Here is a 16289-nt window from a genome sequence, read left to right on the forward strand (position 1 = left end):
TGGCTAGAGGACGGCGAACGCGGTGAACGCGACAGCGGTCGCGGACACGATCGCGGACGCGGCGACCGCGGCGACATACGGAAACTGGGGCGTCTTCGCCGGGCCGTTCTCCACCGCCTCCTTGGCGCGGAGCAAGGAGACGAAGACCCCGAGGTCCTTGCCGGTGCTCGAGGCTGCGACGAAGCGGCCGTCCCGGAACTCGACCATGCCGGCGTACTCGCCGTCGACCGAGGCGACCCAGAGGGTCGCATCCGGCTCAGCCCAGGCGACCGCGGTCCCCGTGCCTCGCTCCAACACCGTGCTCATGATTGCTCCTTGCTCAACGTTCGTGTTGTTAGAGAATCTAGTTATTCATGCGTCTGCATGTACCCCACTTGACATCGGGATCCGGACTCCGCTAGACAATCTCGTTACGAGACCCACTACTGTTGGACTTCATGACCGCCCAAGCCGTTGACGCGCAGCACTACTGGTACGAACAGGACGAGCACGAGCGTGGCCGACGCATGCTCGAGGCCATGCGTCTGTACCGTGCCGCCGAGGCTGCCATGCGTCGTCGGACGCGCGACGAGATGCACATGGGCGAGAACGACCTCCTCGCGCTGCGCTTCATGCTGCGCGCCAAGCAGGAGCACCGCCTGGTCAGCCCGACGGACCTCGGTGCCTACCTCGGCATCAAGACCTCATCGGTCACGGTCATGCTCGACCGCTTGGAGGCGGCGGGCCACGTCGTCCGTCAGCCCAGCGAGACCGACCGTCGCCGTGTCACCGTCTCGACCACCGACTTCGCCGACGCCGAGGTCCGCAAGACGCTCAGTCACATGCACCACCGCATGATGGAGGCGACCACCGGGATCGAACCGGAGATCGCGGCAGGCATCGTCGACTTCCTCGACCGCATGCGCGAGGCCGTCGACTCGATCGACCGCACCGAGCCCGAGGGGCAGCCGCGGCACTGAGCCGCGGCACTCAGCCGTCGATGCGCCGGGAGGCCACTCGGTCTTCCCCACCTGGTCTCAGGGGAAACAGCGAGGCGGGCCGCACGGTCTGATCCGTGTGACCCGCCTCCGAATGTCTTCGACGATTTCGACCGCGCGCTGCGGGCCCTCCAGGCACCGCTCGAGCCGACTCTCAGAAGTCCCCGACCTTCGATGATCCGATGGTAATCGAGCACGTGTCGGACGGCCGATGCTTGAACGGTCGGACCGCTTGTGCTACTCGGGATCGTGCCGGTGGCCGCGCCTCAGTCGTCGGCGGACGGCTCCGGGTGGTCGGTCTCCGGCATCAGCTCGAGCCCCGCCGGCGTGTAGGTGCGGTCGAGCATGGCCTGTAACCAGGCGCGGTTGAGTGCGACCGGGCGGGAGCCGGTGAACCGGAAGACGATGGGGACGCCGGTCTCGATCCAGATCGCGTAGCGCCCCGAGCCGTGTGCGGGGTCGATCGTCCACGAGAGGAGGAACGCCTCACCCTTGCGGAGCTTCGAGACGACGACCATCTGCACATGGGCGAGGGTCCGGTCCTCGAGTTCGAGTGCTTCGTTCCCGTACCGCAGCGTTCCCATGTTCCCCAGCCCCCTGTCGTCGTCTGTGCGGTCGATCACCGCGCCGACAATTCTGGCAGTTCCTGTTCACGAGCTGCGAACCGGAGGGGTGGGAGCACCGGTCAGTCGGCGTCGAGGACGGCGTCGAGGAGGCCGGGGAATCGGGCGTCGAGGTCGTCACGCCGCAGGGTGAGCGTGCGGTGGCGACCGTTCGGCTCGTTCCGGATGACGCCGGCCTCGCGAAGGACCTTCATGAGATGGGACTTCGTCGACTTCGGGATCGTGGGGTCGAGGGCGGTGCAGTTGGCGGCGTCCATCGGGCCGTCCCGGAGTTGCCGCACCATCTCGAGTCGGTCGGGATCGCTGAGCGCGAAGAGCACTGCCGGCAGCTCGATCGCCTCGCGGTCGGGGTGCGTGAGATCGGCTGGTGCAGGCATGGTTCGATAATAGTTGAACAATCGGCGGAAACCGCGTATCGTCCAACCGTTCGATATTTTTGGAACCGAAGGATGCCCGCCCCGTGCAGACGACGACCCCGTCACCCCAGACCCGACCCGTGCCCACCGCGGCTGCTGGCGCGCCCGTGCTGCCGCGCCGTCGCTTCGGCTTCGTCCTCGCGGGGCTCGGCAGCACGCTCATGCTCGCGGGCGCCAGCGCTCCGTCACCGTTCTACCCGGAGCTCCAGGAACGGCTCGGCATCGGCCCGATCGGCGTCACCATCGCCTTCTCGGCCTACGCGCTCGCCCTGCTCGTCGCGCTCCTCACGATCGGCTCGGTCTCGGACCACCTCGGACGCCGCCCGGTCATCACCGCCGGGTTCGTCGTGCTCGCCGCGAGCATGCTGCTCCTCTGGCACGTCGACTCCGGTGCACTGCTGTACCTCGCGCGCGTGCTCCAAGGGCTCGCCAGTGGGGCGCTGCTCTCGACCCTGTCGGCGACGATCATCGATCTGGCCCCGCCCGAGCGGCCACGAGCGGCGACCCTGCTGAACGCCATCGCACCGATGATCGGTCTCGCCGCCGGCACGATCCTCGCGGGCGTCCTGCTGCAGACGGTCGCCGATCCGTCGAGCTGGACGTTCCTGCCGCTGGCGGTCGCCTATCTCCTCATCGCGGCGTCCATCTGGATCGTGCCGGAGACCTCCGCCCGCGCTCCCGGATGGGCCCGTGCCATCCGGCCCCGCGCAGCCGTCCCCGTCGATGCCCGACGGTTGTTCGTCGTGAGCATCCCGATCGTCCTCGGCGGGTGGGCGACCGGCGGGCTCTTCCTCTCCCTCGGGCCGAGCATCATGCACACGGAACTCGGCGTCGACGGCCAGCTCGGGGGTGCGCTGCTCATCGGGCTGCTGCCGGCCGCTGGGGCGGTCGCGGCCGCGGCGCTCCACCGTCGCCGACCCCTCGTCGCGGCCGTCTACGGGGCGTCCGCACTGTCCGCCGGGACCGTCCTCCTGCTCGTCGCGCTGATCCTCGGGTCGCTCCCGATCGCGGTGGTGGCCGTCGTGATCGCGGGCACCGGCTTCGGCACGGCGTTCATGGGCACGATCGCCTCGCTCGTCCCGCTCGCGCCGGCCGACGAGCGCGCTGAGCTGTTCGCCGCACTGTACATCGTCGCCTACCTGTCCTTCGGGATCCCGGCCGTCATCGCGGGTCTCCTCGCCTCGGCCATCGGGCTCCACGCCACGGTGCTCGGTTACGGCACGGTCGTCGCGATCGCCGCGGGCACGGCCGCCGTGGTGCGTGCCCGGTCAGCGCGCTGACGGCTTCAGTGCACTGACAGCCCTTCGGCGAGGCGATCGAGGAGGGTCGACGCGCGGTAGGGGATGACCTCGATGAGTGAGACCTTCGTGTTCGTCCGGACCACGCCCGGCGCCGCGAGCAGCACTCCGGCGATGCGGTGCAGGTCCTCCGTGTCGTGCGCGACGACCTTCGCGAAGAGGTCGGCGTCTCCGGTGGTCGCGTGCACTTCGACGATCTCCGGGATCGACTCGAGGGCCGCGTAGGCCTCGGTCGCGAGGTCCTGCCGGATGGAGATCTCGATGAACGCGGTGAGGGGGTAGCCCAGCGCCGACAGTCGCACCCGGCGACTCGGAGCGCCGAGTGCGCCGCTCGTCTCGAGTCGGCGCAGGCGGGCGTGGACGGTGTTCCTCGCGACGCCGAGGGTGCGTGCCAGGGCGAGGGCCGTCATGGACGGGTCGTCATCGAGCGCGGTCAGGATGCGCGCGTCGAGGTGGTCGATGGTCGCGGGATGAGGCATGTTGCTCACTCTCAGGCTGGGAATCGAGCACGATGACCACTGCACTCTACTCGTGTTGCGCAAGACGATGAGCTGACGCATCGTTGGCGGAATGAGCACCCAGCAGCAGACACCCGCCTCGCCGGTCCAGACGGCGTCGCCCATCCGACACGGGGTGGTCGAGGACATCCTCGGGCTCCTCGTCGGCGTCACGGTCGTGTCGTTCGGGCTGTTCATCCTGAAGGCGGGATCGGCGGTGACCGGCGGGACGGCCGGCCTGTCGCTCCTCGTCAGCTACCTCGCGCCCGTGCCGTTCCCGGTGCTCTTCATCGCGATCAACCTGCCGTTCTTCCTGCTCGCCATCCGCGGCAAGGGCTGGGTGTTCACGCTGCGGAGCGGTGGCGCGATCGTGCTCGTGTCCGTCCTGTCGGGGGTGCACCCGCTGTTCCTGCCGGTCGGGCACATCGACCCGTTCTACGCGGCCGTGGTCGGCAACGTGCTCTGCGGCGTCGGCATCCTCATCCTGTTCCGACACCGAGCCAGTCTCGGTGGGTTCAACATCGCGGCACTGATCCTCCAGGACCGGTTCGGCATTCGCGCGGGCTACGTCCTCATGGCCGTCGACACCGTGGTGGTGCTCGTGTCGCTCGTGGCCGTGCCGCCGCTCAACGTGCTCGTCTCGGCGCTCGGCGCGGTCCTGCTCAATCTCATCCTCGCGCTGAACCACCGGCCGGGCCGCTACCTCGGGGTGTAGCGGACCGGACGTTCGAGCGCGTGCCCGCCGTGCCTACTGCTTGTAGGACGACAGGAAGTTGCCGAGTCGCTCGATCGCGTCGGTGAGGACACGCTCCTCCGGCAGGGTGACGACCCGCAGGTGGTCGGGGTCCGGCCAGTTGAAGCCCGTGCCCTGGACGAGCAGGATGTGCTCCGCCACGAGCAGATCGTGGACGAGCAGCTCGTCGTCGTGGATCTCGTGGACCTCGGGGTCGAGGCGCGGGAAGGCGTAGAGGGCACCCATGGGCTTGGTGCAGGAGACACCGGGGATCGAGTTGAGGCCGGCCCAGGTGGCGTCGCGCTGCTCGAGCAGACGGCCGCTCGGCGCGATGAGGGCGTCGATCGACTGCACGCCGGAGAGCGCCGCCTGCACGGCGTGCTGCGCCGGCACGTTCGGGCACAGACGCGTGGAGGCCAGGAGGGTGATGCCCTCGAGGAAGCCCTTGGCGTGGTCGCGCGGCCCCGTGATGACGAGCCAGCCGGACCGGTAGCCGGCGACGCGGTAGGTCTTCGACAGGCCGTTGAACGTCAGGCAGAGGAGGTCGGGGGCGACGGTCGCCATCGGGATGTGGACGGCGTCGTCGTACAGGATGCGGTCGTAGATCTCGTCGGCGAGCAGCAGCAGCCCGTGCTCGCGTGCGACCCCGGCGATCTGCTCCAGCACTTCGCGGGAGTACACCGCACCCGTGGGGTTGTTCGGGTTGATGACGACGATCGCCTTGGTGTTCGGCGTGATCTTGGAGCGGATGTCCTCGATGTCCGGCGCCCAGTCTGCTTCCTCGTCGCAGCGGTAGTGCACCGGGGTGCCGCCCGCGAGGCTCGTCATCGCCGTCCACAGCGGGTAGTCGGGTGCGGGGATGAGGACCTCGTCGCCGTCGTCGAGCAGGGCCTGCATCGTCATCGTGATGAGCTCGGAGACGCCGTTGCCGAGGAACACCCACTCCGGATCGACCCGCGGGAAGCCCTCCATCTCCTCGTAGCGGTAGGAGACGGCCTGGCGTGCGGAGAGGATGCCGCGGCTGTCGCTGTACCCGTGGGAGTGGGGGAGCGCGGCGATCATGTCGCGCACGATCTGGTGCGGTGCCTCGAAGTCGAAGATGGCGGGGTTGCCGGTGTTGAGCTTGAGGATGCGGTGCCCGTCGGCCTCGAGACGCACGGCCTCGACGAGGGCCTTCCCCCGGATCTCATAGAGGACGCTTTTCAGCTTGGAGGACTGGTCGAGGGTGCGGCGGGTGGTCATCCCCACAGGCTACTGCGGTGACCTGCGCGCGTGGCAGTGCCGATTCGGGGATCGCGGCTCCCGCGGTCGGCTCCGGTGTCAGTCGACCAGGGCCTCGAGGCGGGCGAGGAGCACCGGACGAGGAGGACGTGCCGTGCGGACGACGTCGAGCGCGGTTCGGCCGTCGGCGAGGACGACGGTCGGGTCGAGGCCAGGTGCGGCGAGCAGCGCGTCGTACAGCGGTTCCAGTCGCCCCTCGGGGAAGTTGCCCTGCCCGGCGAGCGCGGTCAGCGGAACGCCGTTCGAGGGCGACGACGCATTGACATCGGCGCCCGCGCTGATGAGTGCGCGGAGCACCCGGGCGTCCTGCTCCGCCTCGCGCGCACCGGAGCGATCGAGCGCGAGGTGGAGGACGCTGTCACCCTCGGCGGTGCGGAGGGTGACGTCGGCACCGTCGGCCAGCAGCTGCGGGACGAGCGCGGAGCGGACGGCGAGATCAGGGTTGCGCAGGACGGCGTGGAGCAGGCTGTCGCCGTTCTCGTCGATGGCGGACGCGAGTCCAGGGGTGTACACGGCACGGATCTCATCGAGGTTCTGCCAGGTCGCCGTGCGGGTCAGGGCCTCATCCGTGGGAGCGAGTCCGGCCGCGTCCAGGTACGCCGTCACCAGGTCGAACAGCTGCGGGCGCCGGAAGCGACTCGAGCGCGCCCGGTCGAGCACCGACCGCCCGTGCGGGTCGGGCGCGAGGAGCTCGAGGCCCGGCTGGTCGAAGAACGCACGGTAGTAGGGTTCGAGCTCCTCGGCAGACAGCTTCGGGTGGTCGACTTCCTCCACCGGGCGGCGCTGGTGTCGTCCGGCGGGTCGGTTCACGTCCGTGCCGGCGGCGATGAGGCGGCGGATCAGTGGAGGGTCGACCTCGGGGTCCCGGGCACGCTGCGCCAGCAGGACGTGCAGCAGGGTGTACCCCTCGTCGAGGACGACCGTCGCGTCCGCACCGTCGTCGAGGAGCCGCCCGACGATGAACGCACGGGTCGCCGGATCCTGGTTGGACATCGCCTCGGCCACGAGCGGCAGGCCGGTCGAATCGGTGTACGAGGGCCACGTCCCGGGGTCGTAGGCCGCCTCGAAGTCCTCGATGCTCGCGCGCTTCAACCAGTAGGGGCGGACCACCATCGGGACATCCTCCGATCAGGCGGCACCGGCGGAGTGGGCCGCGTCCACCAGCCTAGGCGGACGCCCCGCGCGCTGTCCCGCTGGGCACCCGCTGTCAACAACGGGGACACGATTCGTCCACGTTCAGGGTAGAGGAGTACCGTCAGACGCTGGCGGTCAAGACTGCCTGGTCAGAGGCACGGAGGAATCGTGACCGGAAACGCAACTACCCGATTCGACAATGTGGCCATGTTGTCGGTGGCGAGCACGCTGCCGTCCGCAGTGGTGACCTCGGTCGAGATCGAAGAGGGCCTCGCGGCCGCGATGAAACGCGCCCGCCTCCCGAAGGGCATCCTGCGACGCGTCGCCGGTGTGGTCGAGCGACGGCACTGGGGGCCCGGCGAGAACTCGGACGACGCCACGGTGTCGGCCGGTCGACGTGCGCTCGCCGAGGCGGGTATCTCGCCCTCGCAGATCGGGCTCATGATCAACACCTCGGTGACGAGGCAGCACCTCGAGCCCTCCGTCGCCGTCCGCATCCACGACGGCCTCGGCTTGCCGAGTTCGGCCATCAACTTCGACATCGCCAACGCCTGCCTCGGCTTCGTGACCGGCATGACGATGGCGGCCGCGATGATCGAGTCCGGCCAGATCGAGTACGCGCTCATCGTCAACGGCGAGGACGCGAGCGAGGTGCACGCCAACACGATCGAGCGCCTCAGCGGCAGCACGATCGACCGCGACGACTTCATGAGCGAGTTCGCCTCCCTCACCCTCGGCTCCGGGGCCGCCGCCGCCGTCATCGGGCCGGCCGACCGTCACCCCGAGGGACACCGCATCCTCGGCGGCGTCACCCGCGCGGCGACGGAGTTCAACCACCTCTGCGTCGGCAGTGTCGACGGCATGTTCACCGACGCCCGAGCGCTCCTCAAGGGCGGGCTCGACCTCGTCGTCTCCGCCTGGAAGGAAGCCGCCGGCGACTCGTGGCGTTGGTCGAAGATGGACCGCTACATCACCCACCAGGTGTCGTCTATCCACACGGACTCCATGGTGAAGGCCGCGTCGCTCGACCGCAGTCGCGTGCCGGTCACCTATCCCTACCTCGGCAACGTCGGACCGGCCTCCATCCCGATCACCCTCGCCGATCAGCAGTCGACCCTGAACAAGGGCGACCGCGTCCTCCTCATGGGCGTCGGCTCGGGGCTGAACACCGGCCTGATGGAGCTCGCGTGGTAGCGGGCACGGTCGCCGCGAACATCGGGCTGCGGACGATGGGCGTGCGCGCCGCCGGTCTGCCGGGCCTGCCCGCGCGGTACTCGCACCGCATCGACGTCCCCGGTCGGCTGGCGGACGACGGCGTGACGAGGAACTGGCACTACCTCGACACCACCGACGCGCTCAGCGACGCCGGTGTCGAACCGGTCGGCACCGTCCTCGCCGTCCACGGCAACCCGACCTGGTCGTACCTCTGGCGCTCGCTCATCACCCGGTCCGTCGAGCAGGCCCAGGCCGGCGGGACCGCCTGGCGCGTCGTCGCCGTCGACCAGCTCGAGATGGGCTGGTCGGAGCGCACGGAGGTCACCCGCACCCTCGAACAGCGGATCGCCGACCTCGCAGCCTTCTCCGAGGCGCTGGGCCTCACCGGTCCCGTCGTCACTCTCGGTCACGACTGGGGCGGTGTCGTCTCCCTCGGCTGGGCCACCGAGCACCCGGAGCTCCTCGTCGGGTCGATGCTGCTCAACACGGCCGTGCACCACCCGGAGGGCACCCCGATCCCCGCGCCCCTGCGGCTCGCCGGCGCTCGCGGCATGCTCGGCGCCGGCTCGGTCCAGACGACCGCCTTCCTCGACACGACGCTGTCGCTCGCGTCCCCACCGCTCGACCGCGACGTCCGCGACGCGTACCGCAGCCCGTACTCCGCCCCTGCGCGCCGTCGCGGCATCGGCGCGTTCGTCGCCGACATCCCGGCGACCCCGGAGCATGTCAGCTTCCCGCGCCTCGAGCGCCTCGCCGACGACGTCGCCCAGCTCCGCGTCCCGGCGGTCATGCTGTGGGGTCCGCGCGATCCGATCTTCAGCGACCGCTACCTCGACGACCTCGCCGACCGCCTCCCGCACGCCGAGGTCCACCGCTTCGCCGGCGCGGGTCACCTCGTCATCGAGGACGCCCCGGTCGCGGAGTCGTTGCTCACGTGGCTCGACGACAGCCTGCCGCAGGGTGCGCCTGTTGCAGCGGTGCCGGTGGAGTCCGCCGCCGCTGCGACCGAGCAGCCCGACTTCGAACCACTCTGGCGGCGGTTGGACGAGCGGCGCACTGACGACGGCGACGCGATCGTCGAACAGCGCGGGGCGGGTGCGGCTCGTCGCGTCAGCTGGCGGCAGCTCGACGACCGCGTGACGCGCCTGGCCGCCGGTCTGCACCGCATCGGTGTCCGGCGAGGCGACCGCGTGTCCCTGCTCGTCACCCCCGGCGCCACGCTCACCGCCGTGATCTACGCCTGCCTGCGCATCGGCGCGGTCGTGGTGGTCGCCGACGCCGGACTCGGCGTACGCGGTCTCTCCCAGGCGGTCCGAGGGGCATGGCCGTCCTACGTCATCGGCGAGACCAAGGGGCTCGCCGCCGCGCGGGCACTCGGCTGGCCGGGCGTGAAGATCTCGGCGGCCCGTCTCCCCGGCGCGACCGCAGCGGCCCTCGGCGTCTCGCACAGCCTCAAGGACCTGCTCGACACCCGTACGACGCCTGAGCTGCCCAGCGAACCCGGCCCGACCGACCTCGCGGCGATCCTCTACACCTCGGGATCGACCGGCCCGGCGAAGGGTGTGAAGTACACCCACGCCCAGCTGTCGTCGTTGCGCGACGTCCTGTCGGAGCACTTCGCGATCACCGCGGACTCCGGGCTCGTCACCGGGTTCGCGCCGTTCGCGCTGCTCGGCCCGGCGCTCGGAGCCCGTTCCTCGACGCCGGAGATGGACATCTCGGCGCCCCGGACGCTCACCGCCCGGGCGGTCGCTGCCGCCGTGGCCGAGACGGACGCCGACATCGTCTTCCTCTCGCCAGCCGCCATCCTGAACGTGGTCGCGACGGCCGACGCGCTCGACAGTGCGGACCGTCAGGCGCTCCAGGGCGTCAAGACCGTGCTCTCGACGGGCGCACCCGTCAGCCGACAGCTCCTCACCGCGCTCGTGGGTGTCCTGCCCAACGCCTCCGCGCACGCGGTCTACGGCATGACCGAATGCCTGCTCGTCTCGGACATCACCCTCGACACGCTGCCCGACGAGGACACCGAGCACACGGGCGTGTGCGTCGGGACGCCGATCGGTGGTGTCGACGTGCGCATCAGCCCGCTCGACGAGGCCGGCCGCGCCACGGGTGCGCCGACGCAGGACGCCGACCGCCTGGGTGAGGTCATCATCTCGGCGGAGCACCTCAAGTCGCAGTACGACCGTCTCTGGTTGACCGATCGGGCCGCCGTCCGCGACGTGGCCGAGGGCGGGCGCTGGCACCGCACCGGCGATGTCGGGCATCTCGACGCCGATGGCCGCCTCTGGATCGAGGGCCGCCTGCCGCACGTGATCGCGACTCAGGACGGCCCGATCGCTCCGGTCGGACCGGAGCAGGCGATCGAGACGGTGCCGCTCGTTCGCCGTGCCGCCGTCGTCGGTGTCGGGCCCGAGGGCCTCCGCCAGTGCGTCGCGATCGTCGAGACGACCACGGGCACGAAGCGGGTCCAGCTCGCCGACGCCGACCTCGCAGCACAGGTGCGCGACGCTTCGACGCAGCCGCTCGTCGCGGTGTTCGTCGTACCCGAGCTGCCGACCGACATCCGCCACAACTCCAAGATCGACCGCACCCGCCTGTCGGTGTGGGCGGAAGGCACCCTGGCCGGTGAACGGCTGAGCACCCCGTGACGGTCCTCGTCACCGGCGCGAGCGGCATGCTCGGCCGTGAGGTCGCCCTTGAGCTACTCCGCAACGGACATCGGGTCCGGGTATTGCAGCGTGGGCCATCCGCCCTCACCGACGTCGAGGAGGTGCGCGGATCCATCACCGACGCGGCCGTCGTCGAGTCGGCGATGGACGGTGTCGACGCGGTCGTCCATCTGGCCGCGAAGGTCTCGTTGGCGGGCGACCCGGCGGAGTTCGAGCGGGTCAACGTCGCCGGGGCCGAGGTCGTCCTCGACGCGGCCGAGACCGCGGGCGTCTCACGGTTCGTCCACATCTCGTCGCCGTCCGTCGCGCATGGAGGCTCGGCGCTCGTGGGTGTCGGCGCGGAACCGGCCGACCCGGACGCAGCACGCGGGGAGTATGCGCGGACGAAGGCGCAGGGCGAGCTGCTCGCCCTCGCGCGGGACCGTCGCGGCTTCGCGGTCGTCGTCGTGCGGCCGCATCTCGTCTGGGGTCCGGGCGATCCGCAGCTCGTCGAGCGCATCGTCGACCGCGCGCGCCGCGGACGGTTGCCCCTGCTCGACGACGGGACAGCCCTCATCGACAGCACGTACGTCGCGAACGCGGCGTCGGCCATCGCGGCGGCCCTCGAACACGCGGAGACGGCACACGGGCGGGCATTCGTAGTGACGAACGGCGAGCCGCGTCCGGTCGGCGAGCTGCTCGCGGGCATCTGTCGTGCTGCCGGCGTGAAGCCGCCCGCCTTCAGCGTCCCCGCCGGCGTCGCCCGAGCTGCCGGTGGGCTCGTCGAGCGCCTGTGGAGCATCCGCCCCGGCGCCGATGAGCCGCCGATGACGCGCTTCCTCGCGGAACAGCTGTCGACCGCTCACTGGTTCGACCAGCGCCAGACCCGCGCGGCCTTGCACTGGACACCGGCGGTCTCGATCGACGAGGGCCTCGAACGCCTGGCGGCGCACTACCGCGCCTGAGCCGGAGACGAGTCGGTCCCGGACCACTGGCAGCGTCTGCGTACCAGCCCCCGCCGCCGCACATCCAGACACCCGTGGGCCGACATGAAGCGGCGGCGGGGTCTGGGCCACACCCGGGCGAGGGAGCCCGGTAGTGAGCATGTTACCGGTTGGCGGCATCCGTGTCGTCGAGCGGAACACGTGATAGGCGAGATGTTCGCGTATCCCGAGGTTCTCACCCGTCGCGCCTGTCCAGACGACGGTCTACCGTGTGAGCTATGACGACGCGAGACGATTCCGACCCGGCAACCGGGGACGGATCCGCCCCGCCCCATCGCGTCCATCCGCCCCGTCGTCGAGTTGTCGGGCGGATCATCGGCGTTGCTGCGTTGGTCGCGTTCATCGTGGCGGCACCCGCCGTCGCGCGTCTGCTCGACTTCGGCGTGCGTGTGGGGGAGGGGGCGGCGGTCGAGTCCTCGGTGGAGGGCTTCTACGGCTCCGCAACGCCCACACCGGCCTCGACCGCAGCACCTCCAGGCACGATCGTGCGGAGCGAGCCCGTCGTCGGTGCGCCAGACGGTGCCGCGGCGCTGCGGGTCGTCTACCACTCGACCGATGTCGACGGCGCCGACATCCTCGTCTCCGGTCTCATCGTCGCGCCGGGTGAACAGGTGGCGGCCGGGACCCGGACGGTCGTGTCCTGGGCGCACCCGACGACCGGGATCGCACCGCATTGTGCTCCATCGAGTGGTATCGCGCCGTTCGCTCTCATCGAGGGACTCACCGACCTGCTCGCGGACGGCAACGTCGTCGTCGCCACCGACTACGCGGGTATGGGGGTCCCCGGCCCGGCGTCGTTCCTCATCGGAGCGACCGAGGCGGCGAACGTCCTCGACATCGCCCGTGCCGCGCAGCACGTCGAGGGCATCGGCGCCAGTGACCGCGTCGTGCTGTGGGGGCACTCGCAGGGCGGACACGCGGCCTTGTTCGCGGCGCAGCGTGCCGCCACCTACGCGCCCGAGCTCGACGTACGGGGCGTCGCGGTGGCGGCTCCGGCGAGCGACCTGGCGGCGCTCCTTCAGGACGACATCCGCGACGTCTCCGGCGTCACGATCGGGGCCTACGCCTTCAACGCCTACGCGGAGGCCTACGCCGACCGGCTGCCGACGGACCCGCTGAGCACCATCCTCTCCCCGGCCGGGGTGGTAGCGGTGCCCCAGATGGCGAAACTGTGCCTCCTCGGGCAGAACAAACGGTTGCACGACATCGCCGACCCGATGATCGGCTCGTTCTTGTCGGCTGATCCGGCGACGGCGCCCGTGTGGAGCGAGCTCCTGCAGGAGAACACACCGACCGAGCGGATCACCGTGCCGCTCTTCGTCGCACAGGGGTCGAAGGACACGCTCATCCGGCCTACCGTGACCGCCGCTTACGTCGCCGCGCAGGAGCAGGCCGGCGCGACGGTGACCTCACACGTCTACCCCGAAGCCGATCACGCCACCGTCGCCCTCACCGCCCTCGCCGACCTGCGGGCCTGGATGCGCACGGTGGGTTGAAGCGCAGCGGATGCCAGACTGGGCGGATGGTCGATACGTTCCTGCGCCCGTGGGTCGCTGACGATGCGCAGTCCCTCCAAACCGCCTACGTCGAGAACGTCGACCTGGCTCCGCAGTTCGGCCACGCGGACCTGTCAACGGTCCAGGACGCCGTCCAGTTCATCGAGCGGGCGCTGACCCCCTCCGAGTCCCGGCTCAACTGGGCGATCATCCGCAACGGCTCGGTGGTGGGCAACGTCGGTGTCTCCGCGATCGACCGGCGGCACGCCACCGCGTGGCTGTCCTACTGGCTGATCATGGATGCGCGGGGTGGCGGTCTCGCAACGCGAGCGGTCAGGACGGTCGCCGATCACGCATTCCGCGAGGGGCTGTTCCGCTTGGAACTGGGTCATCGGGTCAACAACCCGGCGTCCTGCGGGGTCGCGACACGGGCCGGCTTCCTCCCCGAGGGCATCGAACGGCAGAAACTCGCGTACGGTGCCGATCGCTTCGATGTCGAGCTGCACGCCCGCTTGGCGACGGACCCGGCGCCTGAAGGCGATATGCTTCTTCCGGTTCGTTAGGAGGTCCGGTCTGGCGGCGTCGATCTACCTGTCGCACGAGTTGCCGCGGCCATGACATCGACGGCGAGGCGGTACACGTCTTCTCGGCTGTCCGTCAGACTCATCGATTCCTCGCCATAGATGTCGAAGGCGATGTCGACGAGGGTTTCCGCAGCGGTGATTCCCAGGTGTCTCACCAGCAAGACGAGGTCGCTGAGATCCTGTTCCCGAGCGCTCGCGAGCTTCATCGCGACGAGCACTTTCGGATCTGCAAGAGCGACGACGAAGCCTTCGGAGTGTGCTTTGACGTCTCCTCGGCCGTCGGGGATGAACGGCCTTGCATTCGAGTTCAACCAGGTCGGCGAAAGTGAATAGCGCTCCGCCAGCCTCGCTGCTTCTTCCCGCACTTCAGTGTCCGGCCAGAAGACCGCGTCGACATCGGTCGTCACACGTATGTCGTGATCATCCGGGTACTGCAAAGCCAGTGCAGCCCCTCCGACCACGTACATTCGTCCGTTCACCTTCCGCTCGGTCAGAGCGCCTTCGAGCTCCCGCATCAACTGGCGGACGAAACCTGGATCCAACTGCGGCTCACGGCTCACGCGCGGCTCAGGCTCTGCTCGTCGATAAAGATGTTGAGGCGCCGCAAGTGCTCCGGCGAACGGGTGCGCGCACGCTCCCGCAGGCTGTCGAACTGGGAGACGAACCATGGCTCGGGCAATGGCGTCAGCTCGGGCCATCGTGCGGTGAGCGCATCAGGCAGTGCTCGGCCGTAATGGGCCCGGAACAGGGTGTCCCATCCGGTGTCCGGGAGTCGCTCTGGAGGTCTGGCGAACAGCGGATCAGTCGCAAGGTCGGGCTCGACTGCGACCTTCTGCGCCGCTTGCGTCAGCAGGCGGAGGGCGAAGGTGCGATCTCCCTCGATGAGTGCGTCGCTCATCGCCCGGGAGACTCCGGCGGGCGAGAACCGAGCGGCGGGTGATGACGACTCGACCGCGTTGATGACGATGTCCTTCCCCAGGGCGCGCAGTGCCCGCTCGAGCGATGCCAGCTTGATCGTCGCGTCCTCCTCGGACTTCAAGAGCTGCGAGATCGCCCCAGGCGTGACCTGCAGGCGCCGAGCCAGTTCGGCCCCGCTCGTCCCCGCAGCGCTCATCGTGTCTCGAATCAGCGTACTCATCGACTCCCCCGATCATTAGCTATAGCTAAATGATACCAGGGCGTCGTGGTCACACACCGTCGCTGGGCGTCGTTCATCCTTGTCGGACGTCTGCTCTAGCGTCGAGCGCATGCGTTCGTTCCGGATCCAGGTGCCCGATGCCGACCTCGAGGACCTGCGGCGGCGACTCGACGCGGTTCGCCTCCCCGCCGCGATCGGTGACGCCGGCGAGGAGAGCGCCCTCTCGCTCGACCGGTTGCGGGCGCTCGTCGACCACTGGCGGGACGGCTTCGACTGGCGGCGCATCGAGCGCGAGCTTCAGGATGAGCCGCAGTTCGAGGCTGAGGTCGACGGGCAGCGGCTGCATGTCGCGCGGCTGATGGCACCGGACGGCGTCACGGTGACGGTCCCGGTGATCGCGTTCCACGGCTGGCCCTACTCCTTCATCGAGATGCTGCCGCTCGCGAGGGAACTCGCAGGGCGTACCGTCGACCTCGGTGACGGCCGGACGCTCGGCTTCGAGGTCGTCGTCCCCTCCCTGCCCGGGTACGGGTTCTCAGCGCCCCTCGCGGACCGGCCGTTCACCGGCCCGGTGGTCGCCGAACTCATGCACGCGCTCATGACCGAGGTGCTGGGGCACGCGAGCTACCTCACCTATGGCGAGGACGTGGGGTCGACGACGAGCGACTGGCTCGCGGCACTGTATCCCGAATCGGTCATCGGCCAGTTCGCGACGCACGCCGCCTTCCCGTCGGCGTCCCGAGCGCGCGACCTCACCGCCGAGGAGCAGGACTGGCTCGACCGACACGACGAGGAGTGGGCTCGCGGTCTCGCCTATGCCCGCGTGCAGGCGACCAGGCCCGAGATCCTCGCGACGGCCCTGAACGACTCGCCGGTAGGCCTCGCCGCGTGGATCGCGGAGAAGCTCCTCGCCTGGGCGGGAGACGGCGACTGGTGGACCGACGATGAACTGCTGACCACGGTCTCGCTGTACTGGTTCACGCAGAGCATCGGGTCATCGTTCCAGCCGTATCGCGATCACCCCAAGCAGCCCGAACTCCCGCCGATCGAGGTGCCCGTGGCCGTCGCCGTGCAGACGGGCGAACGCGGACTCCCGCGCTCCTACGCGGCGAGGGCCTACAGCGATATCCGGAGCTGGACGGAGCTGGATCGCGGGGCGCACTTCACGGCCTGGCAGGTGCCGGTCGCCGTCGCGGACCGGATCCAGGCCTTCGTCGAGACGCTTCCCGTCACCGACTGACG

General features: G+C 69.8%; 17 protein-coding genes. 9 read left to right on the forward strand and 8 right to left on the reverse strand.

Annotated elements, in window-relative coordinates; translation table 11 throughout:
- Positions 1–3 precede the first annotated feature (3 nt).
- Positions 4–306: a hypothetical protein gene (locus QRN19_RS10845; RefSeq protein WP_285026893.1), complete on the reverse strand. Its 303-nt coding sequence runs from the start codon at positions 304–306 to the stop codon at positions 4–6.
- A gap of 131 nt (positions 307–437) precedes the next feature.
- Between QRN19_RS10845 and QRN19_RS10850 the strand changes: the two genes are divergently transcribed.
- Positions 438–959 (forward strand): MarR family winged helix-turn-helix transcriptional regulator, encoded by a 522-nt coding sequence (locus QRN19_RS10850; protein WP_285026894.1) that lies wholly within the window; start codon positions 438–440, stop codon positions 957–959.
- Positions 960–1243: 284 nt separating this feature from the next.
- On the opposite strand, the gene QRN19_RS10855 is transcribed toward QRN19_RS10850, so the two are convergent.
- A complete protein-coding gene (locus QRN19_RS10855; RefSeq protein ID WP_285026895.1) occupies positions 1244–1600 on the reverse strand; it encodes a DUF7882 family protein in 357 nt (118 codons plus the stop codon).
- Positions 1601–1662: 62 nt separating this feature from the next.
- Positions 1663–1977 (reverse strand): ArsR/SmtB family transcription factor, encoded by a 315-nt coding sequence (locus QRN19_RS10860; RefSeq protein WP_285026896.1) that lies wholly within the window; start codon positions 1975–1977, stop codon positions 1663–1665.
- 83 nt (positions 1978–2060) lie between these two features.
- On the opposite strand from QRN19_RS10860, the gene QRN19_RS10865 reads away from it, so the two are divergent.
- On the forward strand, positions 2061–3296 hold the full coding sequence (locus QRN19_RS10865) for an MFS transporter (protein ID WP_285026897.1): 1236 nt from the start codon (positions 2061–2063) through the stop codon (positions 3294–3296).
- A 5-nt stretch (positions 3297–3301) separates the two neighbouring features.
- Here QRN19_RS10865 and QRN19_RS10870 read toward each other — a convergent pair whose 3' ends face one another.
- Positions 3302–3793 carry an Lrp/AsnC family transcriptional regulator gene (locus tag QRN19_RS10870; RefSeq protein WP_285026898.1) on the reverse strand — a complete coding sequence of 164 codons (492 nt, stop codon included), beginning with the start codon at positions 3791–3793 and terminating at the stop codon, positions 3302–3304.
- Between the two features lie 91 nt (positions 3794–3884).
- Here QRN19_RS10870 and QRN19_RS10875 point away from each other — a divergent pair, with 91 nt between their 5' ends.
- A complete protein-coding gene (locus tag QRN19_RS10875; RefSeq protein WP_285026899.1) occupies positions 3885–4526 on the forward strand; it encodes a YitT family protein in 642 nt (213 codons plus the stop codon).
- 33 nt (positions 4527–4559) lie between these two features.
- Here QRN19_RS10875 and QRN19_RS10880 read toward each other — a convergent pair whose 3' ends face one another.
- Both QRN19_RS10880 and QRN19_RS10885 read right to left on the reverse strand, forming a co-directional pair.
- Positions 4560–5786 (reverse strand): pyridoxal phosphate-dependent aminotransferase, encoded by a 1227-nt coding sequence (locus QRN19_RS10880; RefSeq protein WP_285026900.1) that lies wholly within the window; start codon positions 5784–5786, stop codon positions 4560–4562.
- Positions 5787–5864: 78 nt separating this feature from the next.
- On the reverse strand, positions 5865–6938 hold the full coding sequence (locus QRN19_RS10885; protein WP_285026901.1) for an ankyrin repeat domain-containing protein: 1074 nt from the start codon (positions 6936–6938) through the stop codon (positions 5865–5867).
- A gap of 228 nt (positions 6939–7166) precedes the next feature.
- On the opposite strand from QRN19_RS10885, the gene QRN19_RS10890 reads away from it, so the two are divergent.
- The 5 genes from QRN19_RS10890 (at position 7167) to QRN19_RS10910 (ending at position 13888) form a co-directional block, all read left to right on the forward strand.
- Positions 7167–8153 carry a 3-oxoacyl-ACP synthase III gene (locus QRN19_RS10890; RefSeq protein WP_194718740.1) on the forward strand — a complete coding sequence of 329 codons (987 nt, stop codon included), beginning with the start codon at positions 7167–7169 and terminating at the stop codon, positions 8151–8153.
- Positions 8147–10825, forward strand: a complete 2679-nt coding sequence (locus tag QRN19_RS10895) for an alpha/beta fold hydrolase (protein WP_350224036.1) — start codon at positions 8147–8149, stop codon at positions 10823–10825. Before QRN19_RS10890 ends, QRN19_RS10895 begins: the two co-directional genes overlap by 7 nt.
- A complete protein-coding gene (locus tag QRN19_RS10900) occupies positions 10822–11790 on the forward strand; it encodes an NAD-dependent epimerase/dehydratase family protein (RefSeq protein WP_285026902.1) in 969 nt (322 codons plus the stop codon). Before QRN19_RS10895 ends, QRN19_RS10900 begins: the two co-directional genes overlap by 4 nt.
- A gap of 257 nt (positions 11791–12047) precedes the next feature.
- Positions 12048–13325, forward strand: a complete 1278-nt coding sequence (locus QRN19_RS10905; RefSeq protein ID WP_285026905.1) for an alpha/beta fold hydrolase — start codon at positions 12048–12050, stop codon at positions 13323–13325.
- Between the two features lie 26 nt (positions 13326–13351).
- Positions 13352–13888, forward strand: a complete 537-nt coding sequence (locus QRN19_RS10910) for a GNAT family N-acetyltransferase (protein ID WP_285026907.1) — start codon at positions 13352–13354, stop codon at positions 13886–13888.
- Here the strand turns inward: QRN19_RS10910 and QRN19_RS10915 are convergent.
- Both QRN19_RS10915 and QRN19_RS10920 read right to left on the reverse strand, forming a co-directional pair.
- Positions 13885–14469 (reverse strand): hypothetical protein, encoded by a 585-nt coding sequence (locus QRN19_RS10915; protein ID WP_285026909.1) that lies wholly within the window; start codon positions 14467–14469, stop codon positions 13885–13887. The two genes, QRN19_RS10910 and QRN19_RS10915, sit on opposite strands and share 4 nt — an antisense overlap.
- Entirely contained in the window at positions 14466–15047 is a 582-nt protein-coding gene (locus QRN19_RS10920; RefSeq protein WP_285026911.1) for a helix-turn-helix domain-containing protein, read from the reverse strand. Before QRN19_RS10920 ends, QRN19_RS10915 begins: the two co-directional genes overlap by 4 nt.
- A 109-nt stretch (positions 15048–15156) precedes the next feature.
- Here QRN19_RS10920 and QRN19_RS10925 point away from each other — a divergent pair, with 109 nt between their 5' ends.
- Positions 15157–16287: an epoxide hydrolase family protein gene (locus tag QRN19_RS10925; RefSeq protein WP_285026913.1), complete on the forward strand. Its 1131-nt coding sequence runs from the start codon at positions 15157–15159 to the stop codon at positions 16285–16287.
- Positions 16288–16289: the final 2 nt, after the last annotated feature.

This window comes from Plantibacter sp. ME-Dv--P-122b, assembly GCF_030209375.1.
Lineage (GTDB): Bacteria > Actinomycetota > Actinomycetes > Actinomycetales > Microbacteriaceae > Plantibacter.